The sequence below is a fragment of the Aquibacillus koreensis genome (assembly GCF_025154055.1).
GTDB classification, from domain to species: Bacteria; Bacillota; Bacilli; order Bacillales; family Amphibacillaceae; genus Aquibacillus_C; species Aquibacillus_C koreensis.
The window spans coordinates 43028-56029 of the sequence record NZ_JAOALK010000062.1 but is presented as its reverse complement, the minus strand read 5'-3'; the positions used below and the strand labels follow the sequence as shown (position 1 = coordinate 56029).

At 36.8% G+C, this 13002-nt stretch carries 13 protein-coding genes and 1 other annotated feature; all 13 genes read left to right on the top strand.

Going from position 1 to position 13002, the window contains the following annotated elements; genetic code table 11:
* The first annotated feature begins 55 nt into the window (after positions 1 to 55).
* The 13 genes from sigG (at position 56) to NYQ66_RS20045 (ending at position 12949) form a co-directional block, all read left to right on the top strand.
* On the top strand, positions 56 to 835 hold the full coding sequence (gene sigG, locus NYQ66_RS20105; protein ID WP_259872126.1) for an RNA polymerase sporulation sigma factor SigG: 780 nt from the start codon (positions 56 to 58) through the stop codon (positions 833 to 835).
* Positions 836 to 1493: 658 nt separating this feature from the next.
* A complete protein-coding gene (locus NYQ66_RS20100; protein ID WP_259872124.1) occupies positions 1494 to 1772 on the top strand; it encodes a YlmC/YmxH family sporulation protein in 279 nt (92 codons plus the stop codon).
* 65 nt (positions 1773 to 1837) lie between these two features.
* Positions 1838 to 2644 carry a peptidoglycan editing factor PgeF gene (gene pgeF, locus NYQ66_RS20095; protein WP_259872121.1) on the top strand — a complete coding sequence of 269 codons (807 nt, stop codon included), beginning with the start codon at positions 1838 to 1840 and terminating at the stop codon, positions 2642 to 2644.
* Positions 2645 to 2662: 18 nt separating this feature from the next.
* Positions 2663 to 3340, top strand: a complete 678-nt coding sequence (locus NYQ66_RS20090; protein ID WP_259872119.1) for a YggS family pyridoxal phosphate-dependent enzyme — start codon at positions 2663 to 2665, stop codon at positions 3338 to 3340.
* Between the two features lie 15 nt (positions 3341 to 3355).
* Positions 3356 to 3778, top strand: coding sequence for a cell division protein SepF (locus NYQ66_RS20085; RefSeq protein ID WP_259872116.1), 423 nt, complete (start codon positions 3356 to 3358; stop codon positions 3776 to 3778).
* 6 nt (positions 3779 to 3784) lie between these two features.
* Positions 3785 to 4051: a YggT family protein gene (locus NYQ66_RS20080; RefSeq protein WP_259872115.1), complete on the top strand. Its 267-nt coding sequence runs from the start codon at positions 3785 to 3787 to the stop codon at positions 4049 to 4051.
* 85 nt (positions 4052 to 4136) lie between these two features.
* The gene (locus tag NYQ66_RS20075) at positions 4137 to 4919 is read left to right on the top strand and encodes a YlmH family RNA-binding protein (RefSeq protein ID WP_311202043.1); all 783 of its coding nucleotides are present in this window, start codon (positions 4137 to 4139) and stop codon (positions 4917 to 4919) included.
* Between the two features lie 90 nt (positions 4920 to 5009).
* On the top strand, positions 5010 to 5525 hold the full coding sequence (locus NYQ66_RS20070) for a DivIVA domain-containing protein (RefSeq protein ID WP_259872110.1): 516 nt from the start codon (positions 5010 to 5012) through the stop codon (positions 5523 to 5525).
* A 71-nt stretch (positions 5526 to 5596) separates the two neighbouring features.
* Positions 5597 to 5825 (top strand) — a binding site (T-box leader).
* A gap of 97 nt (positions 5826 to 5922) precedes the next feature.
* Entirely contained in the window at positions 5923 to 8682 is a 2760-nt protein-coding gene (gene ileS, locus NYQ66_RS20065) for an isoleucine--tRNA ligase (RefSeq protein ID WP_259872108.1), read from the top strand.
* A gap of 615 nt (positions 8683 to 9297) precedes the next feature.
* Positions 9298 to 9765, top strand: a complete 468-nt coding sequence (gene lspA / locus NYQ66_RS20060) for a signal peptidase II (RefSeq protein ID WP_259872106.1) — start codon at positions 9298 to 9300, stop codon at positions 9763 to 9765.
* The gene (locus NYQ66_RS20055; RefSeq protein ID WP_259872105.1) at positions 9762 to 10676 is read left to right on the top strand and encodes an RluA family pseudouridine synthase; all 915 of its coding nucleotides are present in this window, start codon (positions 9762 to 9764) and stop codon (positions 10674 to 10676) included. The genes lspA and NYQ66_RS20055 overlap by 4 nt, the downstream gene beginning before the upstream one ends.
* Positions 10677 to 10867: 191 nt before the next feature.
* Positions 10868 to 11410 (top strand): bifunctional pyr operon transcriptional regulator/uracil phosphoribosyltransferase PyrR, encoded by a 543-nt coding sequence (pyrR, locus tag NYQ66_RS20050; RefSeq protein ID WP_259872104.1) that lies wholly within the window; start codon positions 10868 to 10870, stop codon positions 11408 to 11410.
* A gap of 168 nt (positions 11411 to 11578) precedes the next feature.
* Positions 11579 to 12949, top strand: coding sequence for a solute carrier family 23 protein (locus NYQ66_RS20045; protein WP_259872101.1), 1371 nt, complete (start codon positions 11579 to 11581; stop codon positions 12947 to 12949).
* The last annotated feature ends 53 nt before the right edge of the window (positions 12950 to 13002 follow it).

Genomic DNA, 13002 nt, shown 5'->3' with positions numbered 1-13002 from the left:
CTCCATGGTGGTGATACTGTTCCATGAATAGCATCTCCAACCAGGAGGGTAGAAAATGACAAGACATAAAGTAGAGATTTGTGGAGTAGATACCTCTAAATTACCTGTATTAAAAAACGATGAAATGAGAAAGTTGTTTAAACAAATGCAAGATGGTGACATTGCTGCTAGAGAAACATTAGTTAATGGCAATTTGCGTTTAGTTCTAAGTGTTATTCAACGTTTTAACAATCGTGGTGAGTATGGGGACGATTTGTTTCAAGTTGGTTGTATCGGACTAATGAAGTCAATTGATAATTTTGATTTAGGCCAAAATGTTAAATTCTCAACTTATGCAGTCCCTATGATTATTGGGGAAATAAGAAGGTACTTAAGAGACAACAATCCTATAAGAGTTTCTCGCTCCTTAAGAGACATAGCATACAAAGCATTACAAGTTAGAGAAAGATTAATTAGTAAAACGTCAAAGGATCCTACACCGATGGAAATAGCAAAAGAAATGGGTGTTCCCCATTCAGATATAGTTTTTGCAATGGATGCTATTCAGGACCCTGTATCGTTATTTGAACCTATTTATAATGACGGTGGAGATCCGATTTTCGTTATGGACCAATTGAGTGATGAAAACGACAAAGATTCAGATTGGCTTGATAAATTATCTTTAAAAGAAGGTATGCACCGTCTAAATGAAAGAGAAAAAATGATTCTGAATAAGCGCTTCTTCCAAGGAAAAACACAAATGGAGGTAGCGGAAGAGATAGGAATTTCTCAAGCGCAAGTTTCTCGTCTAGAAAAAGCAGCTATCCAAGAAATGAATAAAGAGATGTTCGAATAAAACAAAAAAAGCCTTTTAAGGCTTTTTTTGTTTTATTACACTGTGTCCATAGTGTGCGTCGTAACACACCAAGGGTAATGCGTGAATACAACGCAAGCAGTCATGAGGTACCTTATTTTCCTGTTGTTGGCCAATTTTGAATCTGAGCGGTCGTACAGTACACAATTTTAACAATATGCCATCAAAATAAATAAAATTAGGGCAAATAATGGATCTGGTGACCTCGAAAATTTAGTAATATTAAATAATAGCCAAATAACGGATCTCATGACCGCCAAGATTTCCTTAGACACCTGAGCGGCTATGAGAGCCCTTATTTTCCTATTTTATGCCAATTTAAAATCTAAGCGGCTATACAGTACGCTATTTTAGCAAATTGCCCACGTAATCAATGAAATCAGGGCGAATAAGGGATCTGGTAGCCGCTAAAATAATATAAACGAAGATTTCGGACAAATAACGGATCTCATAGCCGCCAAAACCGACCATAGATTACCAGCTGCTATAGTTACTTCGCATTTTATATCACATATGCAAAAGCTCAGCCTTTTCCTTTAGTTATTATTTTAATTGGAAGAGATGAATTTCGATTAGGAATTTTTATAATTAAGAAATATACAAACCTTTATGCATATAGTAATATAAAGGCGGTGATTGTATGATAACTCTTTCTGACTTACAGATTAAAGATATTATAATGATTGAAGATGGAAGAAAGCTAGGTAATATTACAGACCTTGAAATTGATGTGGATAAAGGTAAGATTATTTATTTAATTATAGGAGCAAAAGGTAAGATGATGGGTTTATTCGGCAAAGAAGAGGAAATAACGATACCATGGGAAAATATTGTAACAATTGGGTCAGATGTGATCCTTGTGAAAAAGGCTGACCACCCTAGACTCTTCTCTGGATATCAAGATCCTCAAGTAAAATAAGATCTTGGCAGGAATTAAGCCGAATTTTGTGTTAAAATAGTGGAAAATAAAGAGGAGATTCATGCATGGAACCTTTTGAAAAAGCAGATGAACGTGACTTACTTATAATAAATGAATGGACCAAGTTGAATGAGCAATTAATTGCAGGTATTACTACTAGACATGGGGGAGTTAGTAGTGCACCATTCCGTTCTATGAATCTTGGCTTTCATGTGCCTGATAATCATGAAGATGTATTGGTAAATAGACAAATAATTTCTCGGCAATTACAAATCCCCCTCGAAAAATGGGTGATGGGACAACAAACACATGGCACTTCTGTTGCTATTGTAAGTGATCAGGATGCTGGTAGGGGTGCCAAGAACCAAATCGACTCCATATCCGGCGTGGACGGCTTAATCACTAACGAAAAAGGGTTGTTATGTACAGCTATGTTTGCTGATTGTGTTCCAGTTTACTTCTTTGATCCTAAGACTGGTTGGATAGGAATTGCTCATGCAGGGTGGAGAGGGACAGTTAACCAAATCGTTGTGCAAGTGATTAATTCTTTGGTAGAACAAGGTTCACATCTGAGAGATGTTATGGTTGTTATTGGCCCGTGTATAGGTAAGCATGCATATGAAGTAGATAAAAATGTTATAGATCATATACCAGACTCATACAAACCGAACGTTGTTACACGAAAAACGAACGGTCATTATTTACTTGATCTTCGTCAATTAAATAAAGATATATTAATGGACCTTGGGTTAGAAGAAAAAAATATAGCTGTAAGTCAATATTGCACTTATGAAGATCAAATGTTTTTCTCTCATCGTAGAGACCAAGGGTTAACTGGGAGAATGTTAGGATTTGTAGGATATAAGGTATAATAAGGAGGAGCACTACCATTGGATGTACAAGCTAATTTGCAGTCTATTCAGCAAGATATACTTGAAGTTTGTCAACGAGTCAACAGAAATCCAAAAGAGGTCAACATCATTGGAGTGACAAAGTATGTTACAATTGAACGAGCAATGCAACTAATTGATGCTGGTGTTCATCAACTAGGTGAAAATCGATTAGAAGGTTTTATGGAGAAATATAATGCGTTGTCTTCGAATGAAGTTAAATGGCACTTTATCGGTTCTTTACAATCAAGAAAAGTGAAAGACTTGATTGATAAGATCGACTATATACACTCTCTTGACAGAAAATCTCTAGCAAAAGAAATTAACAAACGCGCAACAAAAACAATTTCCTGTTTTGTCCAAGTAAATGTGAGTGGGGAAGATTCAAAGCATGGTTTGGATTCGAAAGAAGTACATACTTTTATTGAGCAACTGCAAGACTTTAATCAAATTAGAGTGGTTGGTTTAATGACGATGGCACCATTTGTAGAAGATGAAAATATCATTCGTAATAGTTTTCGGACACTTAGATTGTTACGTGATGAAATAAAAGAAAAGAAAATGGAGCATGCTCCTTGCAATTATTTATCTATGGGTATGAGTAATGATTATAGAATCGCAATTGAAGAAGGTGCTACACACATAAGAATCGGATCTAAATTAGTAGGTTCGATGTAGATAGAGGGTGAAGAAATGAGCATTAAGAATAAAATAAAAACATTTTTTTCTGTTGATGATGAATACGAATATATTGAAGAAGAACCAGAGGTAGCGACTGTTGAGACAAGAAAAGAGAGGCGTCAACAAAATGTCGTAAGTTTAAAGTCTGTTCAATCTTCTTCAAAAGTAGTCCTTTGCGAACCTAAATCATTTAATGAAGTACAAGAAATTGCCGATCAAATTATCAATCGGAAATCTGTTATTATAAACTTACAACGTGCAGAGCACGGGGACGCAAGACAAATGATAGACTTTTTAAGCGGCACGATTTATGCTGTATCTGGCCAAATGCAAAAATTAGGATCACAAACATTTTTATGCACTCCTGAGAATGTGGATGTATCTGGCACGATATCGGATATGCTAATACAAGAAGAAACTGAAAAAAGGTGGTAATACAACATGGTACAATTGTTTAATATACTGGCAATGGCAGTGCAAATATATAGTTTTGCATTAATTGCATACATATTAATGTCATGGTTTCCTGGTGCGAAAGAATCTAGCTTTGGGCGTTTTTTATCTAGTATTTGTGAACCATACCTAGAACCTTTTAGAAAAATCATCCCTCCACTTGGAATGATTGATATATCTCCAATTGTTGCAATATTGGTTTTAAGATTTGCCGTAGACGGTTTGCAGGTATTGTTCTTTCAAATTTTGATGTAAAAGTTAAAAGTATTTATTTATAAGCATGGAGAAACTTGGCGTTCAGCCAAGTTTTTTAGTATTCCAACTAAATATAAATGAACAGGTGATCAGATTGGATATTTATCAACATTTTAGAAAAGAAGAGCATCCATTTATTGACCAAGTCTTGTCTTGGAAAGATCAGGTGGAAAGAAACTTTCAAGTGAAGCTTAGCGATTTCTTAGACCCGAGGGAACAAAAGATTTTTAAGACGATTATCGGTAATAATCCAGAATTCACTTGGAATCTTGTTGGTGGGGGAGAAACTGCAGAAAGAAAGCGTGCAGTTCTAGCACCTTATTATGAATTGCTTGAAGAAAATCGTTTTGAAATTACATTACTAGAGGGTACATATCCTACTAAATTTATTTCATTATCACATCGAGATGTACTTGGAGCCATTTTATCATTAGGTATTAAAAGAAAAAAATTAGGAGACTTATACGTGGACAATGGGGTGATCCAAGTGATTGTTGCTTCTGAGATAGAGCCTTTTATAAAGATGAACCTAACACATATAAAAAATGCACAAATTACATTTGAAGAAAAGCCCTTTTCGTCTATAATGGAAAAGAATGATGAATGGATATCTAGTCATACTACTGTTTCTTCTTTGAGACTAGATGTGGTTGTCAAAGAAATGTATAATGTTTCGAGACAAATTGCGGCAGCATCTATTCAGAAGGGACTAGTAAAAGTTAATTTTCGTGTTGTTGACAGTCCAGCTTTTGTATTAGAGGAAGGGGATCTTCTTTCATTAAGAGGTAAAGGTAGGGCTAAATTATCGGATATTCATGGCCTCTCTAAGAAAGAAAAATGGAAAATAACATTCGAAAAACTAAAATAATTTATATTTTTTGCAGGATTTTCATTATTTATGTCGAAACTTTTGAATACTACAATTATCGAAAATTACTTCTTTAAGGAGGTGGCCATTGTGCCATTAACACCACTGGATATTCATAATAAAGAGTTTACGCGAGGATTTCGAGGTTACGATGAAGACGAGGTAAATGAATTTTTAGATCAAGTTATTAAGGATTATGAATTAGTTATTCGTGATAACAAAGAACTGAAAGAAAGAGTCGAGACGTTAAATGAAAAGTTAGGACATTTTTCTAACATAGAATCGACGCTAAATAAATCTATTCTAATCGCGCAAGAAACTGCAGAAGAAGTAAAAGGTAACGCACAAAAAGAATCCAAACTGATCATAAAAGAAGCTGAAAAGAATGCTGACCGTATCATTAACGAAGCATTACAAAAGTCTCGCCGTATTTCTATTGAAGTAGAAGAGTTAAAAAAACAGGCGAAAGTTTTCCGTACTAGATTAAAAATGCTTGTAGAAGCTCAACTGGATCTTATTGAAAATGATGATTGGGATGGGTTGTTCGATACCGAAATAGACGAGTACAGAAATGAATCTGTAGAAAAGGTAGAAAATAATTATTAAACTTGACGTTTTCAACAGTTTTACATATAATTCATTAACATAAAGTGATGTTGAAACTAATTATATGATGACGAAATACAATGCAAGGGATAGTACAATGATAATAGCTGGTAAAGCGAGCTAGGGATGGTGGGAGCCTAGTACAGTTTATGATTGGAAAATCACCCTTAAGTATCCATTCGAAAAGCAATTGCTTAGTAGAAATGGACGTTTTATTCACGTTACGAATCATGAGTGGATTACATTTTAGTTTTAAGTAATCTATGAAGGGTGGTACCGCGAGTCTTTCTCGTCCCTTTTTGGGATGTGAAGGGCTTTTTTTGTTCCACAAAATACTATTGCACCTTGAATTTGTAATAGTTAATCATATCTTAGAAGAAATAAAGGAGGACATAAAATGGATTTTAAACAAACCCTGCTAATGCCAAAAACAGAATTTCCAATGCGTGGTAATTTGCCAAATAAAGAACCAAAAATGCAAGAGGAATGGGATGAACAAAAGATTTACGAGCAAGTTCAAAAAAGAACAGAAGGTAAACCTCTTTTTGTATTACATGATGGACCACCATATGCGAACGGTGATATCCATATGGGGCATGCGCTAAATAAGGTTTTGAAAGACTTTATTGTACGTTATAAATCAATGGCAGGTTTCCATGCACCATATGTACCGGGATGGGATACGCATGGTTTACCGATTGAGTCAGCATTAGCAAAGAAAAAAGTAGATCGTAAAAAGATGACAGTAGCTGAATTTAGACAAAAATGTGCGGAATATGCATTAAAGCAAATTGATAATCAACGTACACAGTTTAAACAATTAGGTGTACGCGGTGATTGGGAAAACCCTTATATCACGTTGAACAAAGATTACGAAGCTGCACAAATTGAAGTATTTGGAGAGATGGCTAAAAAAGGCTATATCTATAAAGGATTGAAGCCTGTTTATTGGTCTCCATCATCTGAATCAGCCCTTGCTGAAGCTGAAATTGAATACATGGATAAACGTTCAGCATCTATCTATGTCACATTTGATGTGAAAGATGGTAAAGATCTACTTGATGGTGATGAAAAATTCATCATCTGGACAACAACACCATGGACCATTCCAGCTAACTTAGCAATTTCTCTACACCCAGAGTTAGAATATGCAGTTGTGAAGGTTGGCGAAGTTAAGTATATTATCGCACACGAAATGTTAGCAAAAGTTAGTGAGATTCTAGAGTGGGAAAATGCAGAGGTAGTTAAGACCTTTAACGGTAAGGAAGCGGATCGTTTAGTTGCGAAACATCCATTCTATGAGCGTGATTCATTAATTATTCTTGGTGAGCATGTAACAACGGAAAGTGGTACTGGGCTTGTTCATACAGCGCCAGGTCACGGGGAAGAAGACTTCTTAGTTGGAAAGCAATATGGCCTAGAAGTACTTTGCCCTGTTGACGAAAAAGGTAACTTTACCGATGAAGCTCCAGGGTTTGAAGGCATGTTTTATGATGCTGCCAATAAAGAAATTACACAAAAGTTAGAAGAGGTTGGTGCATTATTAAAGTTAGAATTTATTACGCACTCTTATGCGCATGACTGGAGAACAAAGAAGCCAACAATTTATCGTGCGACCAATCAGTGGTTTGCTTCGATTAAGCAATTTAGAGAAGAAATTTTAGCAGAGATTAACCGCATTAATTGGTATCCAAAATGGGGTGAAACTCGTCTTTATAATATGGTACGTGATCGTGAAGATTGGTGTATTTCTCGTCAACGCACTTGGGGTGTTCCAATTCCGGTATTCTACGGGGAGGATCGTACACCTATTATCACAGATGAAACAATTAGCCATGTGTCTAAGTTGTTCCGTGAGCATGGATCAAATATCTGGTTTGAATGGGATGCTAAAGATTTGTTGCCTGAAGGGTACACATCTGAACATAGTCCGAATGGTACGTTTACAAAAGAGACAGATATTATGGATGTTTGGTTTGATTCAGGCTCATCACACCAAGGTGTCTTAGTTGAACGTCCTGAGCTTAAACGTCCAGCTGATGTTTATCTAGAGGGGTCTGACCAATATAGAGGTTGGTTTAATTCATCCTTATCTACTGCTGTTGCAGTAACAGGAAAAGCTCCTTATGAAACAATTATTAGCCACGGTTTTGCACTTGATGGTAAAGGACGTAAGATGAGTAAATCAGTTGGAAATGTTGTTGTACCGTCAAAAATTATGAAACAGTATGGAGCCGATATTTTACGATTGTGGGTAGCATCTGTAGATTACCAAGCAGACGTTAGAATTTCGGATGACATCATTAAACAAACATCAGAAGGGTATCGAAAAATCCGTAATACGTTCCGATTTATGCTAGGTAACCTTCATGATTTCGTTCCAAAACAACATACAGTTGCTGATCAAGACTTGCAAGAAGTAGATCGTTATATGTTAATGCGATTACAAGAATTAATTGAAAAGGTTCGTTATGCTTATGATCACTATGAATTTTCTACGATCTACCATAATGTGCATAACTTCTGTTCAATTGATCTAAGTTCTTTCTATTTAGATTTCGCTAAAGATGTACTGTACATTGAAGGTGAAGATAACGTAAGACGTCGCAGTCTTCAAACGGTGTACTATGAGATTGTTACAGCACTTGTGAAACTACTATCTCCAATTTTGACCCATACGACAGAAGAAGTATGGAGCCATATCCCAGGTGTAGAGGAAACACATGTGCAACTAACAGATATGCCGGAACCAAAAGAAATTGCAGGCAAAGAGGAACTAAAAGCCAAATGGGATCACTTTATGGATGTAAGAGACGACATTCTAAAAGCCTTAGAAGAAGCACGTGCTGAGAAAGTAATTGGTAAATCATTAGAAGCATCTATTTCACTTGTTGCCAAAGATGAAAAGACAAAAGCATTATTGAACAACATGGAACACTTACACCAGTTATTAATCGTTTCAGAAGCGCAAGTTGTTGAAAATCACACTGATGCAAAAGAATATGAACATGTTCATGTTCATGTAGAAAAACATACAGGCGAAACTTGTGAGCGTTGCTGGGTCGCATCGGATACAGTTGGTCAGGACGAAGTATATCCTGAATTATGTACCCGTTGTGCAGATATTGTAAAAGAACATTATGCGGATGTAGAATAATCTAAAATCAACTACCTTACGAGGTAGTTGATTTTTTATGTCTCTAATAAAGTAATTGTATGACGTAGAATTCATATACTGCGCAGCAATTCCTCGACCCGCTTCACAAGTGAAATTGGCTCCCTTTCCGAGGAGGAATCACGAAAAATCCCAGAACCCGGATTTTTCTAAGTGCAGATTCCTCTTGCGGGCACGGCCTCAGCTAACTCAGGAGCAGATGTTTTGGTGGGCCGAGTAACCGCAGGCCCAAAGTGCGCTCCTGAGTGGATCTTCGGCTCGTGCTGTTCCCGCAGGAGTGTCGCCAATTTCACTTGTTACGCTAGTAACTGCATCTTGTATATGTATTAATTAGTGAATTAAGTAAAGTAATTAAAAACCGCTAATGAACTTATCTTTATATTGTATATATCCAATATGCTAGTGTATTTCCGGAACGGTAGAGCAGTATTATCATCTTTAATTACTGCACAGTATGGATCTACTTCGAAATAAATAAAGTTTTTATATTGATTAGATAAAGAAATAAGGACTTTAACATAATGGTGTTTCCAATTGGTCCTACTTTTGTGATAAAATGCTATAGAATGTAGAAAGATAAAGAACGGGGGAAGATGCATGCAATATTTCATAATTGCATTAGTTGTAATCATTATTGATCAATTAACAAAATGGTGGGTTGTTTCATCTATGAAATTAGGTGAAAGTATCACAGTAATAGAAGGATTTTTCAATCTTACATCACACCGCAATACAGGTGCAGCATGGGGGATTTTAGCCGGACAAATGTTTTTTTTCTACATAATAACTTCGATCGTCATTGTTATCGTTATTTATTATATAAGAAAATTCGCGAAAGAAAGTGCATTAATGGGATGGGCACTTGCAATTATATTAGGCGGAGCAATTGGTAATTTTATTGATCGTCTATTCCGAAAAGAAGTTGTAGACTTTTTTGATTTCATCATTTTTAATTATGACTTTCCTATCTTTAACATCGCAGACTCTGCGCTAGTAGTTGGAGTTGGGCTCGTAATAATTGCGACAATCCTGGACGAGAAAAAGAAAGGAAGATCAAAAGCATGACAGTGCTATCACATACAATTCAACCAGAAGAACAAGGCATGCGAATTGACAAAGTATTAGCAAGTTTAAATGAGGATGCATCTAGATCACAGGTACAATCCTGGATAAAAGACCAATTGGTAAAAGTAGATGATGAGCCGATAAAGAGTAATTATAAGTGTCAAAAAGGTGCTACCATTACCTGGGAAATTCCAGAACCAGAAGTGTTAGATGTTATACCAGAGAATATTCCTTTAGATATTATTTATGAAGACAGTGATGTACTCGTTGTCAATAAACCAAGGGGGATGGTTGTCCATCCATCCGCTGGTCATGGTAGCGGGACACTTGTCAATGCTTTGATGTACCACTGCAACGACCTATCTGGAATCAATGGTATCTTAAGGCCTGGGATTGTACATCGTATTGATATGGATACGAGTGGACTATTAATGGTAGCAAAAAATGATAAAGCACACGTTTCTTTAGTAGATCAATTAAAAGAAAAAACGGTGAAACGATCCTATGAAGCAATTGTTCATGGTACCATTTCTCACGAAGTTGGCACGATAGATGCTCCATTAGGCAGGGATCCTAAGGATAGGCAGAAGATGGCTGTAGTGGATGGAGGAAAGCACGCAGTAACCCATTTTGAAGTGATTAAACGTTTTGAGAATGATTTCACGCACGTAAAGTGTGTGCTCGAAACAGGTCGAACGCATCAAATCAGGGTGCACATGCAGTATATTGGGTTCCCTTTGGTTGGTGATCCAAAGTATGGTCCGAGAAAAACATTAGAGTTTGATGGACAAGCGCTTCATGCTACTGTGCTTGGTTTTGAACATCCAACTACAGGGGAATGGATGGAGTTCGAAGTGGCACCACCAGAGGATTTTGAAAATTTATTAGAGAAATTAGAAAAGATGAGTTGACATATTGTCGATTTTTTGGAATAATTATTAATAGAAAGTTTAATATGACCCTTTAAGAACAGTCCCGTGAGGCTGAAAAGGAACCGGATGAGACACATAGGTATTCGTATGTCCAACCCCTTTTTTCCACGCGGAAAAAAGGGGTTTTTTAATGGGGTAACAGCTTGCTTTCTTAGAAGGGAGAAAGAGCAATGAACAAAAAAGCAACCGTACTAGATGCTTCAGCAATAAGAAGAGCTCTGACACGAATTGCTCACGAAATCCTTGAGAAGAACAAAGGTGTAGACGGATTAATGTTGGTTGGGATTAAGACACGAGGAATTCCTTTAGCAAATAGGCTAAGAGACAAAATTGCTGAAATTGAAGGTGTTAACATCCCGATAGGAGAAATTGATATTACCCTATATCGAGATGATTTATCACATGTAGAGAACACGCTTGAACCAACAATCAAAGAAGCAAGAATTGATGATAATATCTCAGGCAAGAAGATAATTCTTGTCGATGACGTATTATACACTGGTCGAACTGTAAGGGCTGGAATGGACGCAATTATGGACCAAGGAAGACCGTCGCAAATCCAATTAGCAGTATTAGTAGATCGCGGCCATCGAGAATTGCCAATACGTGCAGATTACATTGGTAAAAACATTCCAACTTCTCAAGAAGAGGTTGTTGTCGTTGAGTTAGGCGAAACAGACGAGCAAGATCAAGTTAGTATATTTGAAAAATAATAACAGAACCTTTAATTAAGTCCAGAGAGGCTTGCAAGGTTGCTTAAATAGGATACGTGTATAATCTATGAATCTACACGTCTACCTCTTTGCAACCATGCAAAGAGGTTTTTTATTTGGAAAGAAAGAGATAATAGTATTAGAGGATAAACCAGAGGAGGAAATACAATGACAGCAAAAAATATGGTTATGGATGTAAACGAAGTACCAAAATTATCTAAATGGATTATTTTTAGCATACAGCACTTATTCGCAATGTTTGGCGCAACAATTTTAGTACCGTTTTTAACAGGTCTTTCCCCTGCAGTAGCTTTAGTATCAAGTGGTACAGGTACTCTAGCTTATCTATTAATTACAAAAGGGAAAATACCAGCTTACCTTGGCTCAAGCTTTGCGTTCATCACACCGATAATCGTTGCCACTGAAGCCAGTGGTGTTCCTGGGGTTATGGTTGGTAGCTTTTTAGCAGGTTTAGTTTATGGGCTTTTAGCATTACTAATTGGTGCTTTTGGACTTGACTGGTTAATGAAAGTCTTACCACCAATAGTTGTTGGACCAGTAATTATCGTAATCGGTTTAGGGCTTGCGCCAACAGCGATTGATATGGCAATGAATGTTGACGGATCTTATAGCGGAAAGCATTTCGCTATCGCAATTGCAACACTTGCTATAACCATTATCGGTTCGTTATTCTTTAAAGGTTTCTTTGGACTCATACCTATTTTAATCGGTATTGTTTCAGGATATATTATTAGCTTGTTTGCAGGAATTGTAGATACATCAGGTGTAAGTGCAGCATGGGATAAAATTGCAAATGCAGGTTCTGTTGGGGACTTATTTGGATCAATCTTCTTAATGCCTGATTTTGTTCTTCCGTTTGTACATTACGCACCGTTTGAGGTCCTGAGTTTGAATATCGCTGCAATCATGGTACCGGTAGCTGCCGTTACAATCGCAGAACATATTGGGGATCAAATGGTTTTATCTAAGGTAGCTGGTCGCAATTTTATTAAAAAACCAGGTTTACACCGTTCAATCCTTGGTGATGGTGTTGCAACGATGATCGCCTCTGTATTAGGTGGGCCACCAAATACAACATATGGTGAGAATATCGGGGTTCTAGCAATTACGCGTGTGTTCAGTGTATTCGTTATTGGTGGTGCAGCGGTCTTGGCGATTTCATTCGGATTTATTGGAATTATTACTGAAGTTATCGCTTCGATACCTACAGCTGTAATGGGCGGCGTATCAATCCTGCTATTCGGTATCATTGCATCAAGTGGATTAAGAATGTTGATTGACAACCAGGTAGATCTTGGAGAAAAGCGTAATTTGATTGTCTCATCAGTTATCTTAGTTATCGGAATTGGTGGAGCACTTGTACGTGTGAACGTTGCTGGAGTTACTATTGAAGTAGCAGGTATGGCCCTAGCAACCATTATTGGTATCGTTCTAAACTTAGTTTTACCTGGAAAAGAATCTGGATTTGGAAATGGAAGTATGTTCCAAGCAGATGAAGAAGTGGAAACGGAAAAATAATTTATAAATAGCATGTGAATAAAAGGGACTGTCTTTTACTGAGACAGTCCCTC

Excerpts from the sequence above, each read along its gene's own strand:
- NYQ66_RS20085 (WP_259872116.1), top strand. The coding sequence starts at position 3,356 with ATGAGCATTAAGAATAAAATAAAAACATTTTTTTCTGTTGATGATGAA.
- pyrR (WP_259872104.1), top strand. The coding sequence starts at position 10,868 with ATGAACAAAAAAGCAACCGTACTAGATGCTTCAGCAATAAGAAGAGCT.
- pgeF (WP_259872121.1), top strand. The coding sequence starts at position 1,838 with ATGGAACCTTTTGAAAAAGCAGATGAACGTGACTTACTTATAATAAAT.
- ileS (WP_259872108.1), top strand. The coding sequence starts at position 5,923 with ATGGATTTTAAACAAACCCTGCTAATGCCAAAAACAGAATTTCCAATG.
- NYQ66_RS20080 (WP_259872115.1), top strand. The coding sequence starts at position 3,785 with ATGGTACAATTGTTTAATATACTGGCAATGGCAGTGCAAATATATAGT.
- NYQ66_RS20100 (WP_259872124.1), top strand. The coding sequence starts at position 1,494 with ATGATAACTCTTTCTGACTTACAGATTAAAGATATTATAATGATTGAA.
- lspA (WP_259872106.1), top strand. The coding sequence starts at position 9,298 with ATGCAATATTTCATAATTGCATTAGTTGTAATCATTATTGATCAATTA.
- NYQ66_RS20055 (WP_259872105.1), top strand. The coding sequence starts at position 9,762 with ATGACAGTGCTATCACATACAATTCAACCAGAAGAACAAGGCATGCGA.
- NYQ66_RS20045 (WP_259872101.1), top strand. The coding sequence starts at position 11,579 with ATGACAGCAAAAAATATGGTTATGGATGTAAACGAAGTACCAAAATTA.
- sigG (WP_259872126.1), top strand. The coding sequence starts at position 56 with ATGACAAGACATAAAGTAGAGATTTGTGGAGTAGATACCTCTAAATTA.